Annotated in this window: 14 protein-coding genes; 9 read left to right on the top strand and 5 right to left on the bottom strand. The window is 69.9% G+C overall.

The window, feature by feature from the left end; all coding sequences use genetic code 11:
• Positions 1–80 precede the first annotated feature (80 nt).
• The 3 genes from DEJ27_RS13735 to DEJ27_RS13725 form a co-directional block, all read right to left on the bottom strand.
• Positions 81–1,415, bottom strand: coding sequence for a sugar ABC transporter substrate-binding protein (locus DEJ27_RS13735; protein WP_181420171.1), 1,335 nt, complete (start codon positions 1,413–1,415; stop codon positions 81–83).
• Positions 1,416–1,512: 97 nt separating this feature from the next.
• Positions 1,513–2,484, bottom strand: coding sequence for a carbohydrate ABC transporter permease (locus DEJ27_RS13730; RefSeq protein WP_220035394.1), 972 nt, complete (start codon positions 2,482–2,484; stop codon positions 1,513–1,515).
• On the bottom strand, positions 2,481–3,425 hold the full coding sequence (locus DEJ27_RS13725; protein ID WP_027466150.1) for a carbohydrate ABC transporter permease: 945 nt from the start codon (positions 3,423–3,425) through the stop codon (positions 2,481–2,483). The genes DEJ27_RS13730 and DEJ27_RS13725 overlap by 4 nt, the downstream gene beginning before the upstream one ends.
• 197 nt (positions 3,426–3,622) lie before the next feature.
• Between DEJ27_RS13725 and DEJ27_RS13720 the strand changes: the two genes are divergently transcribed.
• A complete protein-coding gene (locus DEJ27_RS13720; protein WP_181420174.1) occupies positions 3,623–4,648 on the top strand; it encodes a LacI family DNA-binding transcriptional regulator in 1,026 nt (341 codons plus the stop codon).
• 324 nt (positions 4,649–4,972) lie between these two features.
• Here DEJ27_RS13720 and DEJ27_RS13715 read toward each other — a convergent pair whose 3' ends face one another.
• Complete coding sequence (locus tag DEJ27_RS13715; RefSeq protein WP_111091189.1) at positions 4,973–6,478, bottom strand: alpha-N-arabinofuranosidase; 1,506 nt, start codon at positions 6,476–6,478, stop codon at positions 4,973–4,975.
• Positions 6,479–6,786: 308 nt separating this feature from the next.
• Between DEJ27_RS13715 and DEJ27_RS13710 the strand changes: the two genes are divergently transcribed.
• The 3 genes from DEJ27_RS13710 (at position 6,787) to DEJ27_RS13700 (ending at position 10,114) form a co-directional block, all read left to right on the top strand.
• Positions 6,787–8,142 (top strand): extracellular solute-binding protein, encoded by a 1,356-nt coding sequence (locus tag DEJ27_RS13710; protein WP_110862595.1) that lies wholly within the window; start codon positions 6,787–6,789, stop codon positions 8,140–8,142.
• 84 nt (positions 8,143–8,226) lie between these two features.
• Complete coding sequence (locus DEJ27_RS13705) at positions 8,227–9,198, top strand: carbohydrate ABC transporter permease (RefSeq protein WP_110862596.1); 972 nt, start codon at positions 8,227–8,229, stop codon at positions 9,196–9,198.
• Position 9,199: 1 nt separating this feature from the next.
• Positions 9,200–10,114 (top strand): carbohydrate ABC transporter permease, encoded by a 915-nt coding sequence (locus tag DEJ27_RS13700; protein ID WP_110862597.1) that lies wholly within the window; start codon positions 9,200–9,202, stop codon positions 10,112–10,114.
• Positions 10,115–10,632: 518 nt separating this feature from the next.
• Here DEJ27_RS13700 and DEJ27_RS13695 read toward each other — a convergent pair.
• Positions 10,633–11,463: a siderophore-interacting protein gene (locus DEJ27_RS13695; RefSeq protein WP_110862598.1), complete on the bottom strand. Its 831-nt coding sequence runs from the start codon at positions 11,461–11,463 to the stop codon at positions 10,633–10,635.
• Positions 11,464–11,491: 28 nt separating this feature from the next.
• Here DEJ27_RS13695 and DEJ27_RS13690 point away from each other — a divergent pair, with 28 nt between their 5' ends.
• The 5 genes from DEJ27_RS13690 (at position 11,492) to DEJ27_RS13670 (ending at position 16,436) form a co-directional block, all read left to right on the top strand.
• Complete coding sequence (locus DEJ27_RS13690) at positions 11,492–12,595, top strand: iron ABC transporter permease (protein ID WP_258369991.1); 1,104 nt, start codon at positions 11,492–11,494, stop codon at positions 12,593–12,595.
• Positions 12,596–12,606: 11 nt separating this feature from the next.
• Positions 12,607–13,749: an iron chelate uptake ABC transporter family permease subunit gene (locus DEJ27_RS13685; protein WP_110862600.1), complete on the top strand. Its 1,143-nt coding sequence runs from the start codon at positions 12,607–12,609 to the stop codon at positions 13,747–13,749.
• Positions 13,746–14,723, top strand: coding sequence for an ABC transporter ATP-binding protein (locus DEJ27_RS13680; RefSeq protein WP_111091188.1), 978 nt, complete (start codon positions 13,746–13,748; stop codon positions 14,721–14,723). Before DEJ27_RS13685 ends, DEJ27_RS13680 begins: the two co-directional genes overlap by 4 nt.
• Before the next feature lie 11 nt (positions 14,724–14,734).
• Entirely contained in the window at positions 14,735–15,754 is a 1,020-nt protein-coding gene (locus tag DEJ27_RS13675; protein ID WP_110862602.1) for an ABC transporter substrate-binding protein, read from the top strand.
• Between the two features lie 112 nt (positions 15,755–15,866).
• Complete coding sequence (locus DEJ27_RS13670) at positions 15,867–16,436, top strand: GNAT family N-acetyltransferase (RefSeq protein ID WP_220032969.1); 570 nt, start codon at positions 15,867–15,869, stop codon at positions 16,434–16,436.
• Positions 16,437–16,450: the final 14 nt, after the last annotated feature.

The raw sequence follows: 16,450 nt of genomic DNA, 5'->3' as shown, positions 1-16,450 counted from the left end.
ACTCTTTCGTTGCCGGGCGTGCCGGGCGTGGAGCGGGGCCGTGCGGACGTGTCCGCACGGCCCCGCGGGGATACCTCGAACTACTTCGACGAGACCGTGAAGCCCTGGTCCTTGCCGTACTTGGCGAGGGCCTTCTGCCAGGCCTCGAGGCCGGCGTCGAGCGAGGTGCCGTTCTCGTACGCCTGACCGACGGTGTCGGCGTAGACGCTGTTCGCGTACACCTGGTACGGCAGGTAGGTGAAGTCGTTGTCCGAGGACTTCGACGCGTCGACGAGCACCTTGTTGATCTGCTGGCCGCCGAAGTACTCCGGCTTCTCGTCGAGGAACGCCGACGACTCGAGGTCCGCGGTGGTCGACGGGAAGCCGCCGGACTCCATGAAGACCTTCGTGGACTCCTTCGACGAGTTCAGCCATTTGAGGAAGCCCGCGGCGAGGGCCGGGTTCTTCGACTGCTTCATGACGACCTGGGCGCTGCCGCCGTTGTTCGCGGTCTGGGCGGTGCCGCCGTCGTAGGTCGGCATCGGGGCGACGCGCCAGTCACCCGAGGCCTGGGCGACGCCGGACTCCAGGTTGCCGGGCATCCAGGCGCCGGTGATCAGCGTGGCGATCTCACCGTTGCCGAGCTGCTTGTACCAGTCATCGGTCCAGCCCACCGTCTTCGACAGCAGGCCCTGCTCGACGAGCTCGTTCCAGGTGCTCGTCCACTTCTTGGTGCCCTCGTCCTGCAGGTTGATGGTCACCTTGTCACCGTCGGTGGCGAAGGGGGTGCCGCCGGCCTGGGCGATCATGCTGGTGGTGAAGCCGGCGTCGCCGGAGTCCGCCGCGATGTAGGCCTTCGGGTCGGCCTCGTGCAGCTTCTTGGCAGCGGCGACGTACTCGTCCCACGTCTTCGGCACGGCGATGTCGTGCTTGTCGAAGACCTTCTCGTTGTAGAACAGCGCCATGGGGCCGGAGTCCTGCGGCAGGCCGTAGACCTTGCCGTCGATCGACACCGAACTCCAGGTGCTCTTCGCGAAGTCCTTCTCGAGCGAGTCGAAGCCGTAGCTCGACAGGTCGAGCAGCGACTCGGACAGCGCGAACTGCGGCAGGGCGTAGTACTCGACCTGGGCGACGTCGGGGGCGCCCGAGCCGGCCTTGATCGTGTTCTGCAGCTTCGTGTACTGGTCGGCGCCGGTGCCCGCGTTGACGAGCTTGACCTTCACCTTGGGGTACTGCTTCTCGAACGCCGCGACCTGGGCCTTGGCCGACGGGGTCCACGACCAGTAGGTCAGCGTGCCGCCGTCCTTCAGGGCCTTGTCGATGTCGTCGGCCGAACCGCCGGAGCCGGAGCCGCCGGAGGCGCACGCGGCGAGGGCGATCGCGGCGGTGACGCCGATGGCGAGGGCGCTGAGCCCGCGCCGGAGACGCTTGTTCATGGGAGTGCCTTTCACTTCTTCGTGGAGGGGGTGGTGCTGCTGTGTGCCGGACCGGCCGGCGCGTGGCGGGGTCGCCACGAGCCTGGTGTCCGAGGGGTCAGGCCTTGACCGACCCGGCCGCGAGGCCGGACTGCCAGAAGCGCTGGAGGAAGAGGAACGCGACCACGATCGGGATGATCGTGAGGAGCGATCCCGTGACGACGAGGTTGTAGATCGGCTGCGCGCCGGACCCGGTGGCCTGCGCGTTCCACTGGTTCAGGCCGACCGTCAGCGGGTACCACTTCGGGTCGCTCAGCATGATGAGCGGCAGGAAGTAGTTGTTCCAGGTGGCGACGACCGCGAACAGCAGGACGGTGACGACACCGGGCGCGAGCAGGCGGAGCGCGATGGTGAAGAAGATCCGGAACTCACCGGCGCCGTCCATGCGGGCGGCCTCGAGCAGTTCTGCCGGGATCGCGTTGACCGCGTACGTCCAGATCAGGTACATGCCGAACGGGCTGATCAGCGAGGGCAGGATGATCGCCCACGGGGTGTTGGTCAGGCCGACCTGCGAGAAGAGCAGGAAGGTCGGGACCGCCAGGGCCGTGCCGGGGACCGCGATGGCGCCGAGGACGACGGCGAAGACCGCGCGGCGACCGGGGAACTGGAACTTCGCCATGCCGTAGCCCGCGACGGTGGCGAGCAGGGTGGCCCCGCCGGCACCGACGACGACGTAGAGCAGCGTGTTGCCGAACCACTGCAGGAAGATGCCGTCGTTGTACGTCAGCGTGTCGACGATGTTCTGCCAGAGGTTGAAGTCCCCGCCGAACCACAGACCGAACGTGGAGAGCAGCGACGCCTGCGTCTTCGTGCTGTTCACGAGCAGGTAGAACAGCGGCGCGAACGAGTACACGACGAAGACGACCATGACCGCGGTGAGCAGGCCGGAACGCTTCGGCTTGCGTCCGTCGACGTGCTGCTCCGCCTTCCTGGAGGCCCGGATCGAGCGGGTGCGCGGCGCACGTTGCGTCGTGGTCGCCTCGGTCACCGTGGCCGCTGCGGGCCCGGCGGGGTGCTGGATGGTGCTCATCGGTTCTCCTCGCGGGTGCCGCGGACCTGGACGACGTAGGCGATCACCGCGGTGATCACGCCCATCACGATCGCGACCGTGGCGGAGTAGTTGAACTGCTGTCCGCTGAAGGACAGCGAGTAGGCGTACATGTTCGGGGTGAAGGCGCTGCCGATGACGTTCGGGGCGAGCGTCTTGAGCAGGTTCGGCTCGTTGAAGAGCTGGAAGCTGCCGATGATCGAGAAGATCGTGGCGATGACCATCGGGCCGCGGAGCGCCGGGAGCTTGATCGAGAAGACCGTGCGCATCGGGCCGGCACCGTCGAGCTCGGCCGCCTCGTACAGCTCACCGGGGACGGTGCGGAGTGCGGCGTAGAAGATCAGCATGTTGTAGCCGAGGAACTCCCACGTGACCACGTTGCCGATCGACGTCAGGACCCAGCTCGGGCTGAACGGCTGCAGCAGGTCGATGCCGAGCGCGTCGTTCGCGGCGCCCGTCAGACCGAACTGGTTGCCGTAGATGAAGCCCCAGATCAGAGCCGCGACGACCCCGGGGACGGCGTAGGGCAGGAACACCGCGATGCGGAAGAAGCTCGTCCCCCACAGTCGGGCGCTGTCCAGGGCCAGGGCGGCGACGAGCGCGAGGCCGAGCATGATCGGCACCTGGACGACCAGGAAGATCGCGACCCGACCGAACCCGGACCAGAACTTGGCGTCCTGGAAGAGCTGCACGTAGTTGGCGAACCAGACGAACTGGTTGCCGCCGATGAGCTGGTCGCGGAACAGGCTGAGCCAGAGCGCGTAGCCGATCGGCACGATGAGCATCAGGACCAGGACGACGACGAACGGGCCGACGAACAGCCATCCGGTGAACCGTCCCCGCGGCTTTGGGCGGCGGCCGGCGGGGCGCTCGGCGGTGGGGCGCGGTGCTGCCTCACCGGGGCGCGCTGCGAGCGTGCTCATGTGACTCCTTCGTCTGCTGCGTTCGGGTGGTCGATGTCGGCGGCTCGGCCCGGGCCGGATCAGGGTGTCCGGGCGGTCACCGATGTTGACGTCAACATCGAACGACGCGACGATAGCATGGCAACGTCAACATGCGCTAGCGTCCGGGGAGGCCGACCGCTCGGCCACCTCGATCCGGAAGGAGCGCCAGCGTGACGATGGAGTCCCCCGCCGGCACCCGCCGCGCACCCTCGATGGCCGCCGTGGCCGACGCCGCCGGGGTGTCGATGCAGACGGTCTCGCGCGTCGCCCGGGGCTTCGACAACGTCAGCCCGGAGACCCGCGACCGCGTCCAGCGCGCGATGGAGTCCCTCGGCTACCGGCCCAACCGTGCCGCCCGCGCCCTGCGCTCCGGCCGCTTCCGCACCATCGGCGTGATCATGTTCACGCTCGCTTCCTTCGGCAACATGCGCACGCTCGAGGCGATCGCCGACGCCGCCGGCGTCGCCGACTTCACGATCACCCTGCTGCCCATGGCCTCGCGTACCGAGGCCGGTGTCCGGTCGGCCTTCTCGCGCCTGCACGAACAGGCCGTCGACGGCGTCGTGATCATCATCGAGTCGCACATCATCGACACCGCCGAGGTCGTGCTGCCCGACGGCGTGCCCATGGTCATCATCGATTCCACGGGCAGCACCGACCACCCCGCGATCGACACCGACCAGGCCGACGGCGCCCGGCAGGCCACGCAGCACCTGCTCGACCTGGGGCACGAGACCGTCTGGCACGTCGCCGGCCCGGAGTCGTCGTACTCGGCAGCCCGTCGCCTCGCCGCATGGCAGGACACCCTCGAACGCGCCGGACGCCAGGTGCCCCCGGTGTTCCGCGGCGGCTGGACGACCGAGCACGGGTACGAGGCCGGGCTCGAGATCGCCGCACGGCCGGAGATCACCGCGGTGTTCGCCGCGAACGACCAGACCGCCCTCGGGGTCCTGCGCGCCGCACACGAGTCCGGTCGCCCGGTGCCGTCGTCGCTCAGCGTGGTGGGGTTCGACGACTCCCCCGAGTCCGACTCGTTCTGGCCGCCGCTGACCACCGTGCACCAGTCCTTCGACGAGGTCGGCCGCCGAGCGGTGGCGAACCTGCTCGCCCAGATCGACGGCGAACGGGTCAGCGTGGCGGCCGACCTGGTGCCGGTGCGGCTCGTCGAGCGCGCGAGCACGGCGGCGCCGCCGGCGCGCTGACGGCCGCGCCGAGACTCGGCCACGCGGACGGACTGTGCCGTGCGCGTGCCGCATCCCGTCCGCCCAGACGAGATTCGGCCCGTGGCCGCGACCGCACGCCGGCCGGGAGGCCCGGTGCCAGGCCACCACGGGCCTCCCGGCCGCCGCGCGGGCCACGTTTCGGGCCCAGCGACAGTCCACGCGCCCGTCACCCCGTGAGGTGTCGCCCACCCCGTGAACTCGCGCCCGCCGCACCCGCGCAACGAGCAGAGGACGTCGGGCGCGAGCGCCCGACGTCCTCTGTGCTCACTCGACGCCCGCCGTGGCGTGCGCCGAGGCGTCTTGTCAGCCGATCGAGACGGCGGTCCAGGAGACCGGCGGGAGCTCGATCGTGACCGTGTCGCCCTCGCGGCGGACCGACTCGTTCGTGCGGAGTCCCACGCGCGAGGTGTTCTCCAGGTCGTTCACGGCGTGCAGGTCGTCGTCCCAGACGCCCTCGGCGTGGACGTCGCCCGTCGCACCGATGCCGGCGAGGTCGATCGTCACCGTGGTCGGCTCGGACGGGTGGCGGTTGACCAGGAAGACCGCGGCCTTGCCGTCCTCGGAGACGGTGGCGGCGGAGTCCACGACCGGGACCTCACCGTGCTTGCCGCCGTCGACCGTGTCACCGGAGGCCTTGACCTGCAGCGAGGTGCCCTGCGCCAGGCGCGAGGTGACCGAGAACGGGAAGAACGTCGTCTGGCGCCAGGCCGGGCCACCGGGCTCGGTCATGATCGGGCCGATCACGTTGACGAGCTGGGCGAGCGAGGCCGAAGCGACACGGTCGGCGTGGCGGAGCAGCGAGATGAGCAGGCCACCCACGACGACGGCGTCGGCGACGGTGTAGACGTCCTCGAGCAGACGCGGGGCGACCGGCCACTCGTCGAGCGTGAAGGTCTTGGCCTTCGCTTCCCACTTCTTGATCGACCAGACGTTCCACTCGTCGAACGAGATGTCGATGCGCTTGTCGGACTTCTTCTGCGCCTGGACGTGGTCGGCGGCCGTGGTGACCGTCTTGATGAAGTGGTCCATGTTGACGCCCGAGGCGAGGAACGACGGCAGGTCGTCGTCCTCCTCGTAGTAGGCGTGCGCGGAGATGTAGTCCACGTCGTCGTAGGTGTGCTCGAGGACGGTGCGCTCCCACTCGCCGAACGTCGGCATCGATGCGCCGGAGGAACCGCAGGCGACGAGCTCGAGGTCGGGCTGGATCTGGCGCATGGCCTTGGCGGTCATGGCGGCGAGCTTGCCGTAGTCGTCGGCGTTCTTGTGGCCGAGCTGCCACGGGCCGTCCATCTCGTTGCCGAGGCACCACATCTTGATGGCGAAGGGTTCCTGGCGACCGTTCGAACGACGGTACTCGGACAGTGCGGTGCCGGCGTCGATGTTGGCGTACTCCAGGAGCTCGATGGCCTCTTGCGTGCCGCGGGTCCCGAGGTTCACGGCGAGCATGAGCTCCGAACCGACCTGGTCGAGCCAGTGCTGGAACTCGTGCAGGCCGACCTCGTTCGTCTCGGTCGAGTGCCAGGCGAGGTCGAGGCGGCGGGGGCGCTGCTCGACGGGGCCGACGCCGTCCTCCCACTTGTAGCCGGAGACGAAGTTGCCACCGGGGTAGCGGATCGCGGAGACGCCGAGTTCCTTGACGAGTTCGACGACGTCCCCGCGGAAGCCGTGCTCGTCGGCGGTCTCGTGGGTGGGCTCGTGGATGCCGTCGTAGACGTGGCGGCCGAGGTGCTCGACGAACCCGCCGAACAGGCGACGTCGCACCGGCCCCACGGTGAACGCGGCGTCGAGGACGAGGTGTGTGCGGGGCATGGATCTCCTTCGATCGTGGCAGTGCGGTTCGTGCGGTGAGCAGGGTGGCGTGCTGGGCGGAGGACACTTCGGGAACCGAAGCGGGCCGTCACGAAAGTGAGCGCTCACCTGCCGGAAACGCTACCGGGTTCCGCGCCGTCGCGAAAGGGGTGGCGGATGCCGGGAGCGAGCGCTAATGTGAGCGCTCACGGAGCACCGGAAGGTCGTTCCGTGTCCGGAGCAGCAGTGCTCCGGGTCCGGAGCAGCGATGCTCCGGCGGGAGCACCGACCCTGTTCCCGAGCCCGGCCCATCCCGATGGAGTGATGCCATGCCGATCCCACCCGCAACACCCGCGTCGCGCCTGTCGCGCCGGGGCTTCCTCGCCGCCGGTGCAGCGGCCGCGACGGTCCTGCCGCTCGCCGCCTGTTCCAGCCCCCTCGCCGCCGGTCTCGCCGGCAGCGCCCTCAACCCCGAGACGCTCGTCTTCTGGAACCTGTTCGGCGGCGGCGACGGCGTCCGCATGCAGTCCATGGAGGACGGCTACGCGAAGCAGCACGGCGGTTCGAGCGCGCTGCAGGGCACCACGTTCGCGTGGGGCAACCCGTACTACTCGAAGCTGACACTGGCGACCGTCGGGAACAAGCCGCCGGACGTCGCGGTCGCGCACCTGACCCGCGCGAAGCCGCTCTGGGACGGTGACCTGCTCGACCCGATCACGTCCGACGACCTGGCGAGCGTCGGCCTGAGCGCCGCCGACTTCAACCAGAAGGCCTGGGCGGCGCAGAAGACGGACGGCAACAACATCGCGGTCCCGCTCGACACCCACCCCTTCGTCCTGTTCTACAACGTCGACGTCTGCAAGAAGGCCGGCCTGATCGACGGTGACGGCAACCTCGTCGACCTCAACGGCATGGACAACTTCGAGAAGGCCCTCGCCGCGGTGGCCAAGGTCACCGGCGGCACGGCGCTCAACGTCGCAAACGTGGTGCCGGAGACGGCCACCCCGTGGCGCTTCTTCTGGACGATGTACAACCAGCTGAAGGACGCCACCCCGTTCATCAGCGACGGCGGCTCGAAGCTCACCGTCAACGAGGACGCCTACAACGAGGTCACGAGCCGCACCCAGAAGTGGGTGAAGGAGGGCTGGCTGAACAAGGCCCTCGACTACGCCACCGCGCAGTCGCTCATGTTCGACGGCAAGGCCGGCTTCTTCATGCAGGGCGAGTGGGAGATCAGCACCGCGCAGTCGATCAAGGGCCTGAACTTCGGCATGGCGCCGATCCCGCAGCTCTACGACAAGCCGGCGACCCAGGCGGACTCGCACACGTTCGTCCTGCCCAAGAAGGCCCGCACGCCGGAGCAGCGCAAGCAGCACATGCTCTTCATCAAGCAGATGCTCGAGCAGAGCCTGACCTGGGCCGAGGGTGGGCACGTGCCGGCCTACATCCCGACGTTCGACAGCTCCGCGTACAAGAAGCTCACGCCGCAGTCGAACTACGCGGCCGCAGCCGAGACCGCCGTGTTCGACGACGCCGCCTGGTACGGCGGATCCGGCTCGACGTTCGAGGGCACGGTGGGCGCTCAGCTCGCCCTCGTGCAGCAGGGCAGCTCGTCCCCCGCGCAGGCACTGCGCGCCATCAAGTCGCAGCTCGCGACCTACCTCAACACCCCGAGCCCCCTGTGACCCGGCACGCGACCGCCCGGCAGGACCACTCCGGGCAGACGACCACCGCGATCGCCGTGAACACCGCGCGAAAGGCACGATGACGTGACCACAGCACCTGTCCTCGACCGGCCGACCGACGCGGCCACCGCGCCGCGTCTCCGCCGGAACCGCTCCTACGGCTCCAGCGTGAACCGCGGCCAGGGCCGCAGCGGCTGGCTGTTCCTCGCCCCGTTCGGCCTGTTCTACGTGGCCTTCCTGCTCGGCCCGACGATCTGGATGATCGTCACGAGCTTCTTCAACACCTCGACCGTCCGCACCGGGCTCGGCAGCTTCGCCGGGTTCGCGAACTACGCCGAGATGCTCGGGCGCAGCGACTTCTGGTCGTCGCTCTGGCACACGCTGCAGTTCACGCTGTACACGACCCCGCCGCTCGTCATCCTGGCGTTCGTGTTCGCCGTGCTGACGAACCGGATGAACCGCGGGCAGTGGTTCTTCCGCCTGGCGTTCTTCCTGCCGTTCATCCTGCCGTCGGCGACGATCTCGCTGATCTGGGTGTTCATCTTCACGCCGAGCACCGGTCTGTGGGCGAGCCTGCAGTCGGCGATCGGCATGACGCCCGGCTCCGGCATGCTGTCGAGCCCGAACACGGCCATGATCGGTGTCGCGATCGCCACCGTGTGGTGGACCCTCGGCTTCAACTTCGTGCTCTACCTGGCCGGCCTGCAGGAGATCCCGCGCGAACTGTACGAGGCCGCCGCCGTCGACGGTGCGTCGAACTGGCAGCAGATCAAGTCGATCACGCTCCCCCTGCTCGGCCGCACCACGACGCTGGTCGTCCTGCTTCAGATCATCGCGAGCCTGAAGATCTTCGACCAGGTCTACCTGATGACGAACGGCGGGCCGGGCATCTCGACCCAGGTCTCGCTGCAGCTCATCACCGGCGTCGGCTTCACCGACAACCGACTCGGTGCCGCATCGGCCGCGTCGGTCCTCCTGTTCATCGTGATCGTGGCGATCGCGGTCATCCGGCAGCTCGTCGAGCGCGCTGCCGCCAAGCGAGAGATCGGGGCCTGACATGACCGCCACCGAGAGCATCACCACCACCGGCCGCAAACTCCGCACCGGCGTCTCCTCGGCCGCTCCCACGAGCGCCGCGAAGATCGGCGTCAGCGGTCGTGGCTTCACGATCGCGTCGGGGATCGTCCTGACGATCTTCGCGATCATCTGGCTCATCCCGAGCGTGTTCGCCCTGAAGACGTCGCTGTCGGAAAACGGCGTCGCCGCCCTCGGCGCGAACGCGATCCTGTCGAACTGGAACCCGACGCTGCACTCCTACTCGTCGCTGTTCCAGGCGGGCGACATCTGGAACTGGTACCTCGCCAGCGCCATCACGAGCGTCGTCACGGCGGCACTCACCGTGCTGTTCGCGTCGATGGCGGCGTTCGCGCTGTCGCGACTGGTGTTCCGCGGCCGCAACATCGCGTTCCTGCTCATCATCCTCGGGATCATGATCCCGACGCAGGTGCTGATCATCCCGATCTTCCAGGAGCTCAACGCGGTCGGCCTGCTCAACACCTACTGGTCGGTGATCTTCCCGCAGGTGCCAGCCGTGATCGCGGTGTTCATCTTCAAGCAGTTCTTCGACGGCATCCCGAAGGAGCTGGAAGAGGCGGCGCGCATCGACGGCGCCGGCATCTGGAAGGTCTACTGGTCGGTCATCCTGCCGCTGTCGCGTCCGGTGATCGCGGCCGTGACGATCCTGACCTTCGTCGGGGTGTGGAACAACCTGCTGCTGCCGCTGTTCGTGCTGTCCAACCCTGACCTCATGACGATCCCGGTCGGGCTCGCCACGGTCCAGGGCAGCTTCGGTCAGCGCTACGCCGACATCCAGGCCGGTGCGATCCTCGCGGCGCTGCCGCTGATCATCCTCTACCTGATCTTCCAGCGGCAGATCGTGGAGGGCGTGACGGGCTCGGGCCTCAAGGGCTGACGCCACCCCACCACGGACGGGAGGCCCGGTGCCAGCTGGCACCGGGCCTCCCGTCCGTCCGTTGGTCGCGTCGCGTGCGCGGCGCACCTGGTGCTTTCGGGCGTACCTGGGCGGAAGTTCTGGAGCGGTACGCCCGGAAGCACCAGGCATCGCGCGGGTCAGGGGGGGGAAGGATCGGGCGTACCTGGCGGAGTCGGGCGTACCTGGCGGAATCGGGCATACCTGGGCGGAAGTTTTGTGGCGGTACGCCCGAAAGCACCAGGCATCGCGCCCGCCAGGGGAAGGACCGGGCGTACCTAGCGGAACCGGGCGGACCTGGCGGAACCGGGCATACCTGGGCAGAACGGGCGTACCTGGGCAGAAGTTCTGTAGCGGTACGCCCGGAAGCACCAGGCACCACGCGCGCTAGGGGAAGGACCGGGCGTACCTGGCCGAAGCGGGCATACCTGGGCAAAACGGGCGTACCGGGGCGGAAGTTCCGGGGGCGGTACGCGCGAAAGCACCAGGCACCGCGCGGGTCAGGCGGGGACGGAGACCTTCGTATCGTGCTTCCAGAACCCGGAGAACGTGATGCGCGACTTGGGCAGGCCCGCACGGTGCAGGTGGCGGCGGCCCTCCGTTGCGAGTCGCGACTCCCCCACGACGAACGCGTAACCCTGGTCGTCGGACGGCACGTGCCGCTGCAGCTCGGCGAGGGCGCCACTGCCCGGGACGGTGCCCGGCTGCCGGACGATCCAGGTCACCTGCACGCCGGCGGGGGCGTCGAGGTCGCGGATGTCGGCGGCGGTCGGGACCTCTTGGATGATGCGGCCGACGGTGTCACGCGGCAACGAGGCGGCGATGCCGACGACGCCGGGTAGGCCGGTCTCCTCGGCGGCGACGACGACCTCGCTGGTGCCGGCGGGGACATCGAAGATGCAGCCCTGGTCGAGCATCGCGAGCTCCTCGCCGGGACGTGCGGCGCATGCCCAGATCGCGGCGCGGCCCTCGAGCTCGCCGCGGTGGTCCAGGTGCACGACGAAGTCGATGTCGAGCTCGGCGGTGCCGTCGGCGAGCAGGCGGTACGCGGCGACGGTGTAGTTCGCGCAGTGGGGGCGGATGTCCTCGGGGATGCCGAGGAACGTCGGCCACCACTTCTTGCCGTCCAGGTCGGGCATCCGGAAGGCGTCCTGGTCGGGGCGTCGGACGAACAGGCGGAACCAGTGGTCGAAGCCGAGGTAACCGAACTCGTGCAGGTCGTCCCCGGTGACGGTGACGCGCTGCATCGAGGGGGTCACCCGCTGGGTCCGGAGGACACGGGCGCGGAAGAGCCGGGGGTTCGTCGGCAGGAGCCGCGGGGTCTTCGCCATGAGGCAAGGCTAACCTAAGATGACTTCCGTGCCAGCCCCCAATCCCGTTCTGGCTTCCGGTCCGGAGGCCCCCGAACCCGTCGCGTCCAGCGCCCGAGACGGCGATGCGTCGCGCGCCGTCGGCGTCCACCGGACCGCGATGCGGCGGCGCACCGCGGTGATCGTCGGACTCGTCGTCGCCCTGGTGCTCGTCGCCGTGGCCAGCATGCTGCTCGGCAGCAACCGCATCGGTGTCGCCGAGGTGTGGGCGGGGCTCACACGCTCCGGGTCGAGCACCGACGAGGCGATCGTCTGGGGCTCCCGCATCCCGCGCACGCTGATCGGTGCTGCGGTCGGTGCGGCTCTCGGCATCGCCGGGCTGCTCATGCAGGGACACACCCGCAACCCGCTCGCCGACCCAGGCCTGTTCGGCGTCTCGTCGGGAGCGGGGCTCGCGGTGGTGCTCGGCGTCTACGTGTTCGGGGTGACGAGCACGAGCGCGACCGTCTGGTTCGCCCTGGTCGGGGCCCTGGTCGCCAGCGTCGTCGTCTTCTCGGTGACCATCGCCGGCAGCGGCACGGCCAGTCCGGTTCCGCTCGCCCTCGCCGGGGCCGCGGTCTCGGCGCTGCTCGCCGCCCTGACCTCCTTCGTCGTGCTGACCGACCAGGCCTCGCTCGACGCGTACCGGCTCTGGGTCGTCGGGTCGCTCGCCGCACGCCAGCTCGACATCCTCGGGGCGGTATGGCCGTTCCTGGCCGCCGGGCTCGTGCTCGCGGTGCTGAACGTCCGCGCCCTCGACGCCCTCGGGCTCGGGTCCGAGCTGGCGAAGGGGCTCGGCGAGAACGTGCTCGTCGCCCGGCTCGTCGGCCTGGGCGGGATCACGCTGCTCGCCGCCGGGGCGACCGCTGCTGCCGGCCCGATCGGCTTCGTCGGCCTGACCGTGCCGCACGTCGCCCGCGCGCTCGTCGGCACCGGACACCGCTGGACCCTGCCGGTCTCCGGCCTGGTCGGCGCCGCCCTCGTGCTGCTCGCCGACGTCATCGGTCGCCTGATCGGCGGGTTCTCCGAGGTCGAGGTCGGCATCGTGCTCGCCGTCATCGGTGGCCCCGTGTTCGTCGCCGTGGCCCGTCGCCGATCGCTGGTGTCGCTGTGAGCGGGGCAGCGGTGCGCAGCACCGGGAGCACGCCCGGCAGCACGCCCGGCAGCACGCCCGAGACCATCACGCCGGGCACGCCCGCCCCCGCCGCCCACACCCCCGGCCGCGCCGGCATCCGCATCGGCCCCGTCGGCCTCGCCTGGCGCCCGCGGGTGTTCTGGTACACCGTCGGATCGCTCGCCACCGTCCTGGTGCTCATCGTGATCGGGACGGCGGTCGGCTCGACGTGGATCGCTCCCGGGGTCGTCATCCGGTCCCTGCTCGGCCTGGAGTCCGGGCCGGACGCCTTCATCATCACCACCCTGCGCCTGCCCCGCGTGCTCACCGGCGCACTCGTCGGCCTGACGCTCGGGGTCGCCGGCGCGCTCACCCAGACCTTCACCCGCAACCCACTCGGCACCCCGGACATCATCGGTGTCACCGCGGGCGCGAGCGTCGGTGCGGTCGCGGCCATCGTCCTCGGCGGCGGGACGTACTCGGTGTCGTCCCTGGTGCTCGGGGGCGGGATCCCGGTGGCCGCGACGATCGGCGCCCTGGTCGCTGCGGTCCTGGTGTACGGCCTGGGCTGGCGCGGCGGCGTGCAGAGCTACCGGCTCGTGCTGGTCGGCATCGGCGTGAGCGCGACGCTCGACGCCGTGACCAGCTACCTGCTCGTCCGCGCGAAGATCACCGTCGCCACCGCGGCGTCGCAGTGGCTCGTCGGCAGCCTGTCGAGCACCTCGTGGGAGAGCGTCTGGCCGCTGCTCGTGGTGGCCGCCGTCGCGGTGCCGATCGCACTGGCGACGAGTGCGGCGCTCGGCATCGGGCAGCTCGGCGACGAGGTCGCGACGGGCGTCGGACTCGGCGTCCAGCGGCACCGGCTGCTCGTCATCGCGCTCGCGGTCGTGCTGACCGCCGCCGCCGTGGCCGCCGCGGGGCCGGTCGGCTTCGTCGCGTTCGTCGTGCCGCAGGTCGGGCTCCGGCTCGCCGGCACGAACCGGCCGCCGCTGCTGCTCGCCGGTGCCCTCGGCGCCGTGCTCGTGCTCGCCGCCGACCTGCTGTCCCGTTCCGCGTTCCCGTGGCAGGTGCCGGTCGGCATCATCACCACCGTGATCGGGGCGCCGTACCTGATCTGGCTCCTCGTCCGTCACCGCAAGGAGATGTCCCGATGACAGCACCGCACCAGAACCAGCACGAGCACCAGCACCAGCACGAGCACCAGCACCAGCACCAGCACCAGCACCAGCACGACACCCCCGTCCTCGAAGCCACGGGCCTGTCCGTCGGCTACGACCGCCACCCCGTGCTGCGGGACCTGGACCTGCGCATCGAACGCGGCACCGTCACGACGTTCCTCGGTGCGAACGGCTGCGGCAAGTCGACGCTGCTCAAGGCGTTCGGCCGCGTGCTCAAGCCGCAGGCCGGCGAGGTCCTGCTCGACGGCACCCCGATCCGCAGGGAGCCGAACCGCCAGGTGGCCCGCAAGCTCGCGATCCTGCCGCAGTCCCCCGTCGCCCCCGCGGGCACCAGCGTGCTCGACCTGGTGATGCGCGGCCGGAACCCGCACCAGTCGTGGGCGAAGCCGTGGACCGCCGAGGACGCGGCCGTCGCCGAAGCGGCCATCGCCGCCACCGGTCTGACCGAGGTCGCACACCGTGACGTCACGAGCCTGTCCGGCGGGCAGCGTCAGCGCGCCTGGATCGCCATGGTCGTCGCGCAGCAGGCCCAGACACTCCTGCTCGACGAGCCGACGACCTACCTGGACCTCGCGCACCAGCTCGAGGTGCTGCGGCTCGTCCGGCGGCTGAACCGCGAGCAGGGTTCGACGATCGTGATGGTGCTGCACGACCTGTCGCTCGCGGCGCGGTACTCGGACCGGCTCGTGGTGCTGCACGACGGCGGGGTCGTCGCCGACGGCACACCCCACGACGTCCTCACCCCGGCACTGCTCGAGCACGCGTTCGGCCTGCACGCCCGGGTGTTCCCCGACCCGGTGACCGGTGCACCGATGATCGTGCCCGAGGCGGACGAGCACGACCCCGTCCCGAGTGCCCCGACCGAGCACACGGTCCCGAGTGCCCCGACCGAGCACACGGTCTCGACGAAAACCGAAGACGTGCTGGCGAGTGCCGCGAACTTAGGTTAGCCTCTCCTAACGTGAAGACCTCCCGACGTGGCCACCTGCGCGCCGCCCTCCTGACCTCCGTGACCGTCTCGGCACTCCTCCTGACCGGCTGCTCGAGCACCGGCAACTCGAACGACTCCGACTCCGACGGCGGCACCGCCGCGTCGAAGGCGTGGTCCTACGAGGACGCCACGGGCGCCACCGTGAAGGTCGACCACACGCCGAAGCGTGTCGTCGTGCTGAACGACATCGCCCTGTCGTTCATCGAGTACGGCCTGAAGCCCGTCGGCACCTTCGGGCAGCTGACGATGGCGAAGGACGCCCGCTTCGAGGGCCTGGACACCGACGGCATCACGCAGCTCGGCACCGCCTACGGCGACATCGACCTCGAGCAGCTCGCCGCGCTCAAGCCCGACCTCGTCGTCACCTCGGTCTACCCGACCGACGCCAAGGGCACGCTCGACACGAAGCAGCCCGGCTACGGCTTCAAGGACACGGCGCAGGAGAAGCAGATCGAGGCCATCGCGCCCGTCGTCCAGGTGAAGTGGGGCGGCAAGGGCGAGGACGTCATCGAGACGATCGCGGAACTGTCCGAGTCCCTCGGCGCGAAGGAGTCGACGGTCGACGCCGCCGAGGAGCGCTTCGACACCGCGGCCGACGAGCTCGAGAAGGTCTCGAAGGAGAAGGACCTGTCGGTCGTCTCGATGTACGCCGACGGTGACGGCGCCTACGTCACCCGCCCGACCGACGAGCCGTCGCTGCAGATGTACGCGTCGTACGGGGTCGACTTCGTCAACCCGAAGCCCGAGGGCTTCTACTGGGGCATCTACTCGTGGGAGAACGCCGGCCAGATCACCGGTGACGTGCTGCTGCTGTCGCAGCAGGGCTACCAGGTCGCCGATCTGGAGAAGCAGCCGACCTTCGCCGACAACGCCGCACTCGAGGCGGGCCAGGTCCACAGCTGGACGTTCCCGGCCCTCGACTACGCGTCGCAGGCCGACTACATGACCAAGCTCGCGGGGTGGCTCGAGGACAGCAAGAAGCTGTCCTAGGACCCACACCCACGGCGGCCTGGAGGCGCGGTGCCAGCTGGCACCGCGCCTCCAGGCCGTTCGTGGTTCCGTTCCGGTGGCGGGATCACCCGGACCGGAGGATCATCGGCCCATGGAGTACTCGACGGCGATGCTCACCGAGGAGACGTGGCCCGACTTCGCCGCGCTCGTGACCCGCAGCAACGGCGTGTGGGGCGGGTGCTGGTGCATCGGTTTCCACCCGGACGGCCCACGCGGGACGCCCGACCCGACGGTGTCCCACCAGGAGGCGAAGCACCGACACGTGCGGAACGGCACGAACCACCAGGTGCTCGTCTACGCCGACGGCACGGCGGTCGGCTGGTGCCAGTTCGGGCGGCCGGTCGAGCTGCCGACGATCCTGAACCCCGGTGCCTACGCCCGCGAGGCCGGCACCTCGCCGGACTGGCGGATCGGCTGCGTGTTCGTCGAGTCCCGACACCGCGGCCAGGGGGTCGCACGCGCCGCGGTCACGACCGCGCTCGACCAGATCCGACGGGCGGGCGGCGGGACGGTCGAGGCCTACCCGGAGCAGACGGTCGAGCGGAAGCCGCAGCGCGGGGCCTACCTGCACACCGGACCGGAAGAACTGTTCACGCAGTTCGGGTTCGTGCGCGACCGCCGCATCGCGAAGTGGCGGTGGGTGATGCGCACGACCGTGTGACCGGCGTGCCCGCT

This window comes from Curtobacterium sp. MCPF17_018 (assembly GCF_003234135.1).
GTDB classification, from domain to species: Bacteria; Actinomycetota; Actinomycetes; order Actinomycetales; family Microbacteriaceae; genus Curtobacterium; species Curtobacterium flaccumfaciens.
The sequence above is the reverse complement of the archived record's forward strand: the minus strand, read 5'-3'. Positions and strand labels throughout refer to the sequence as shown.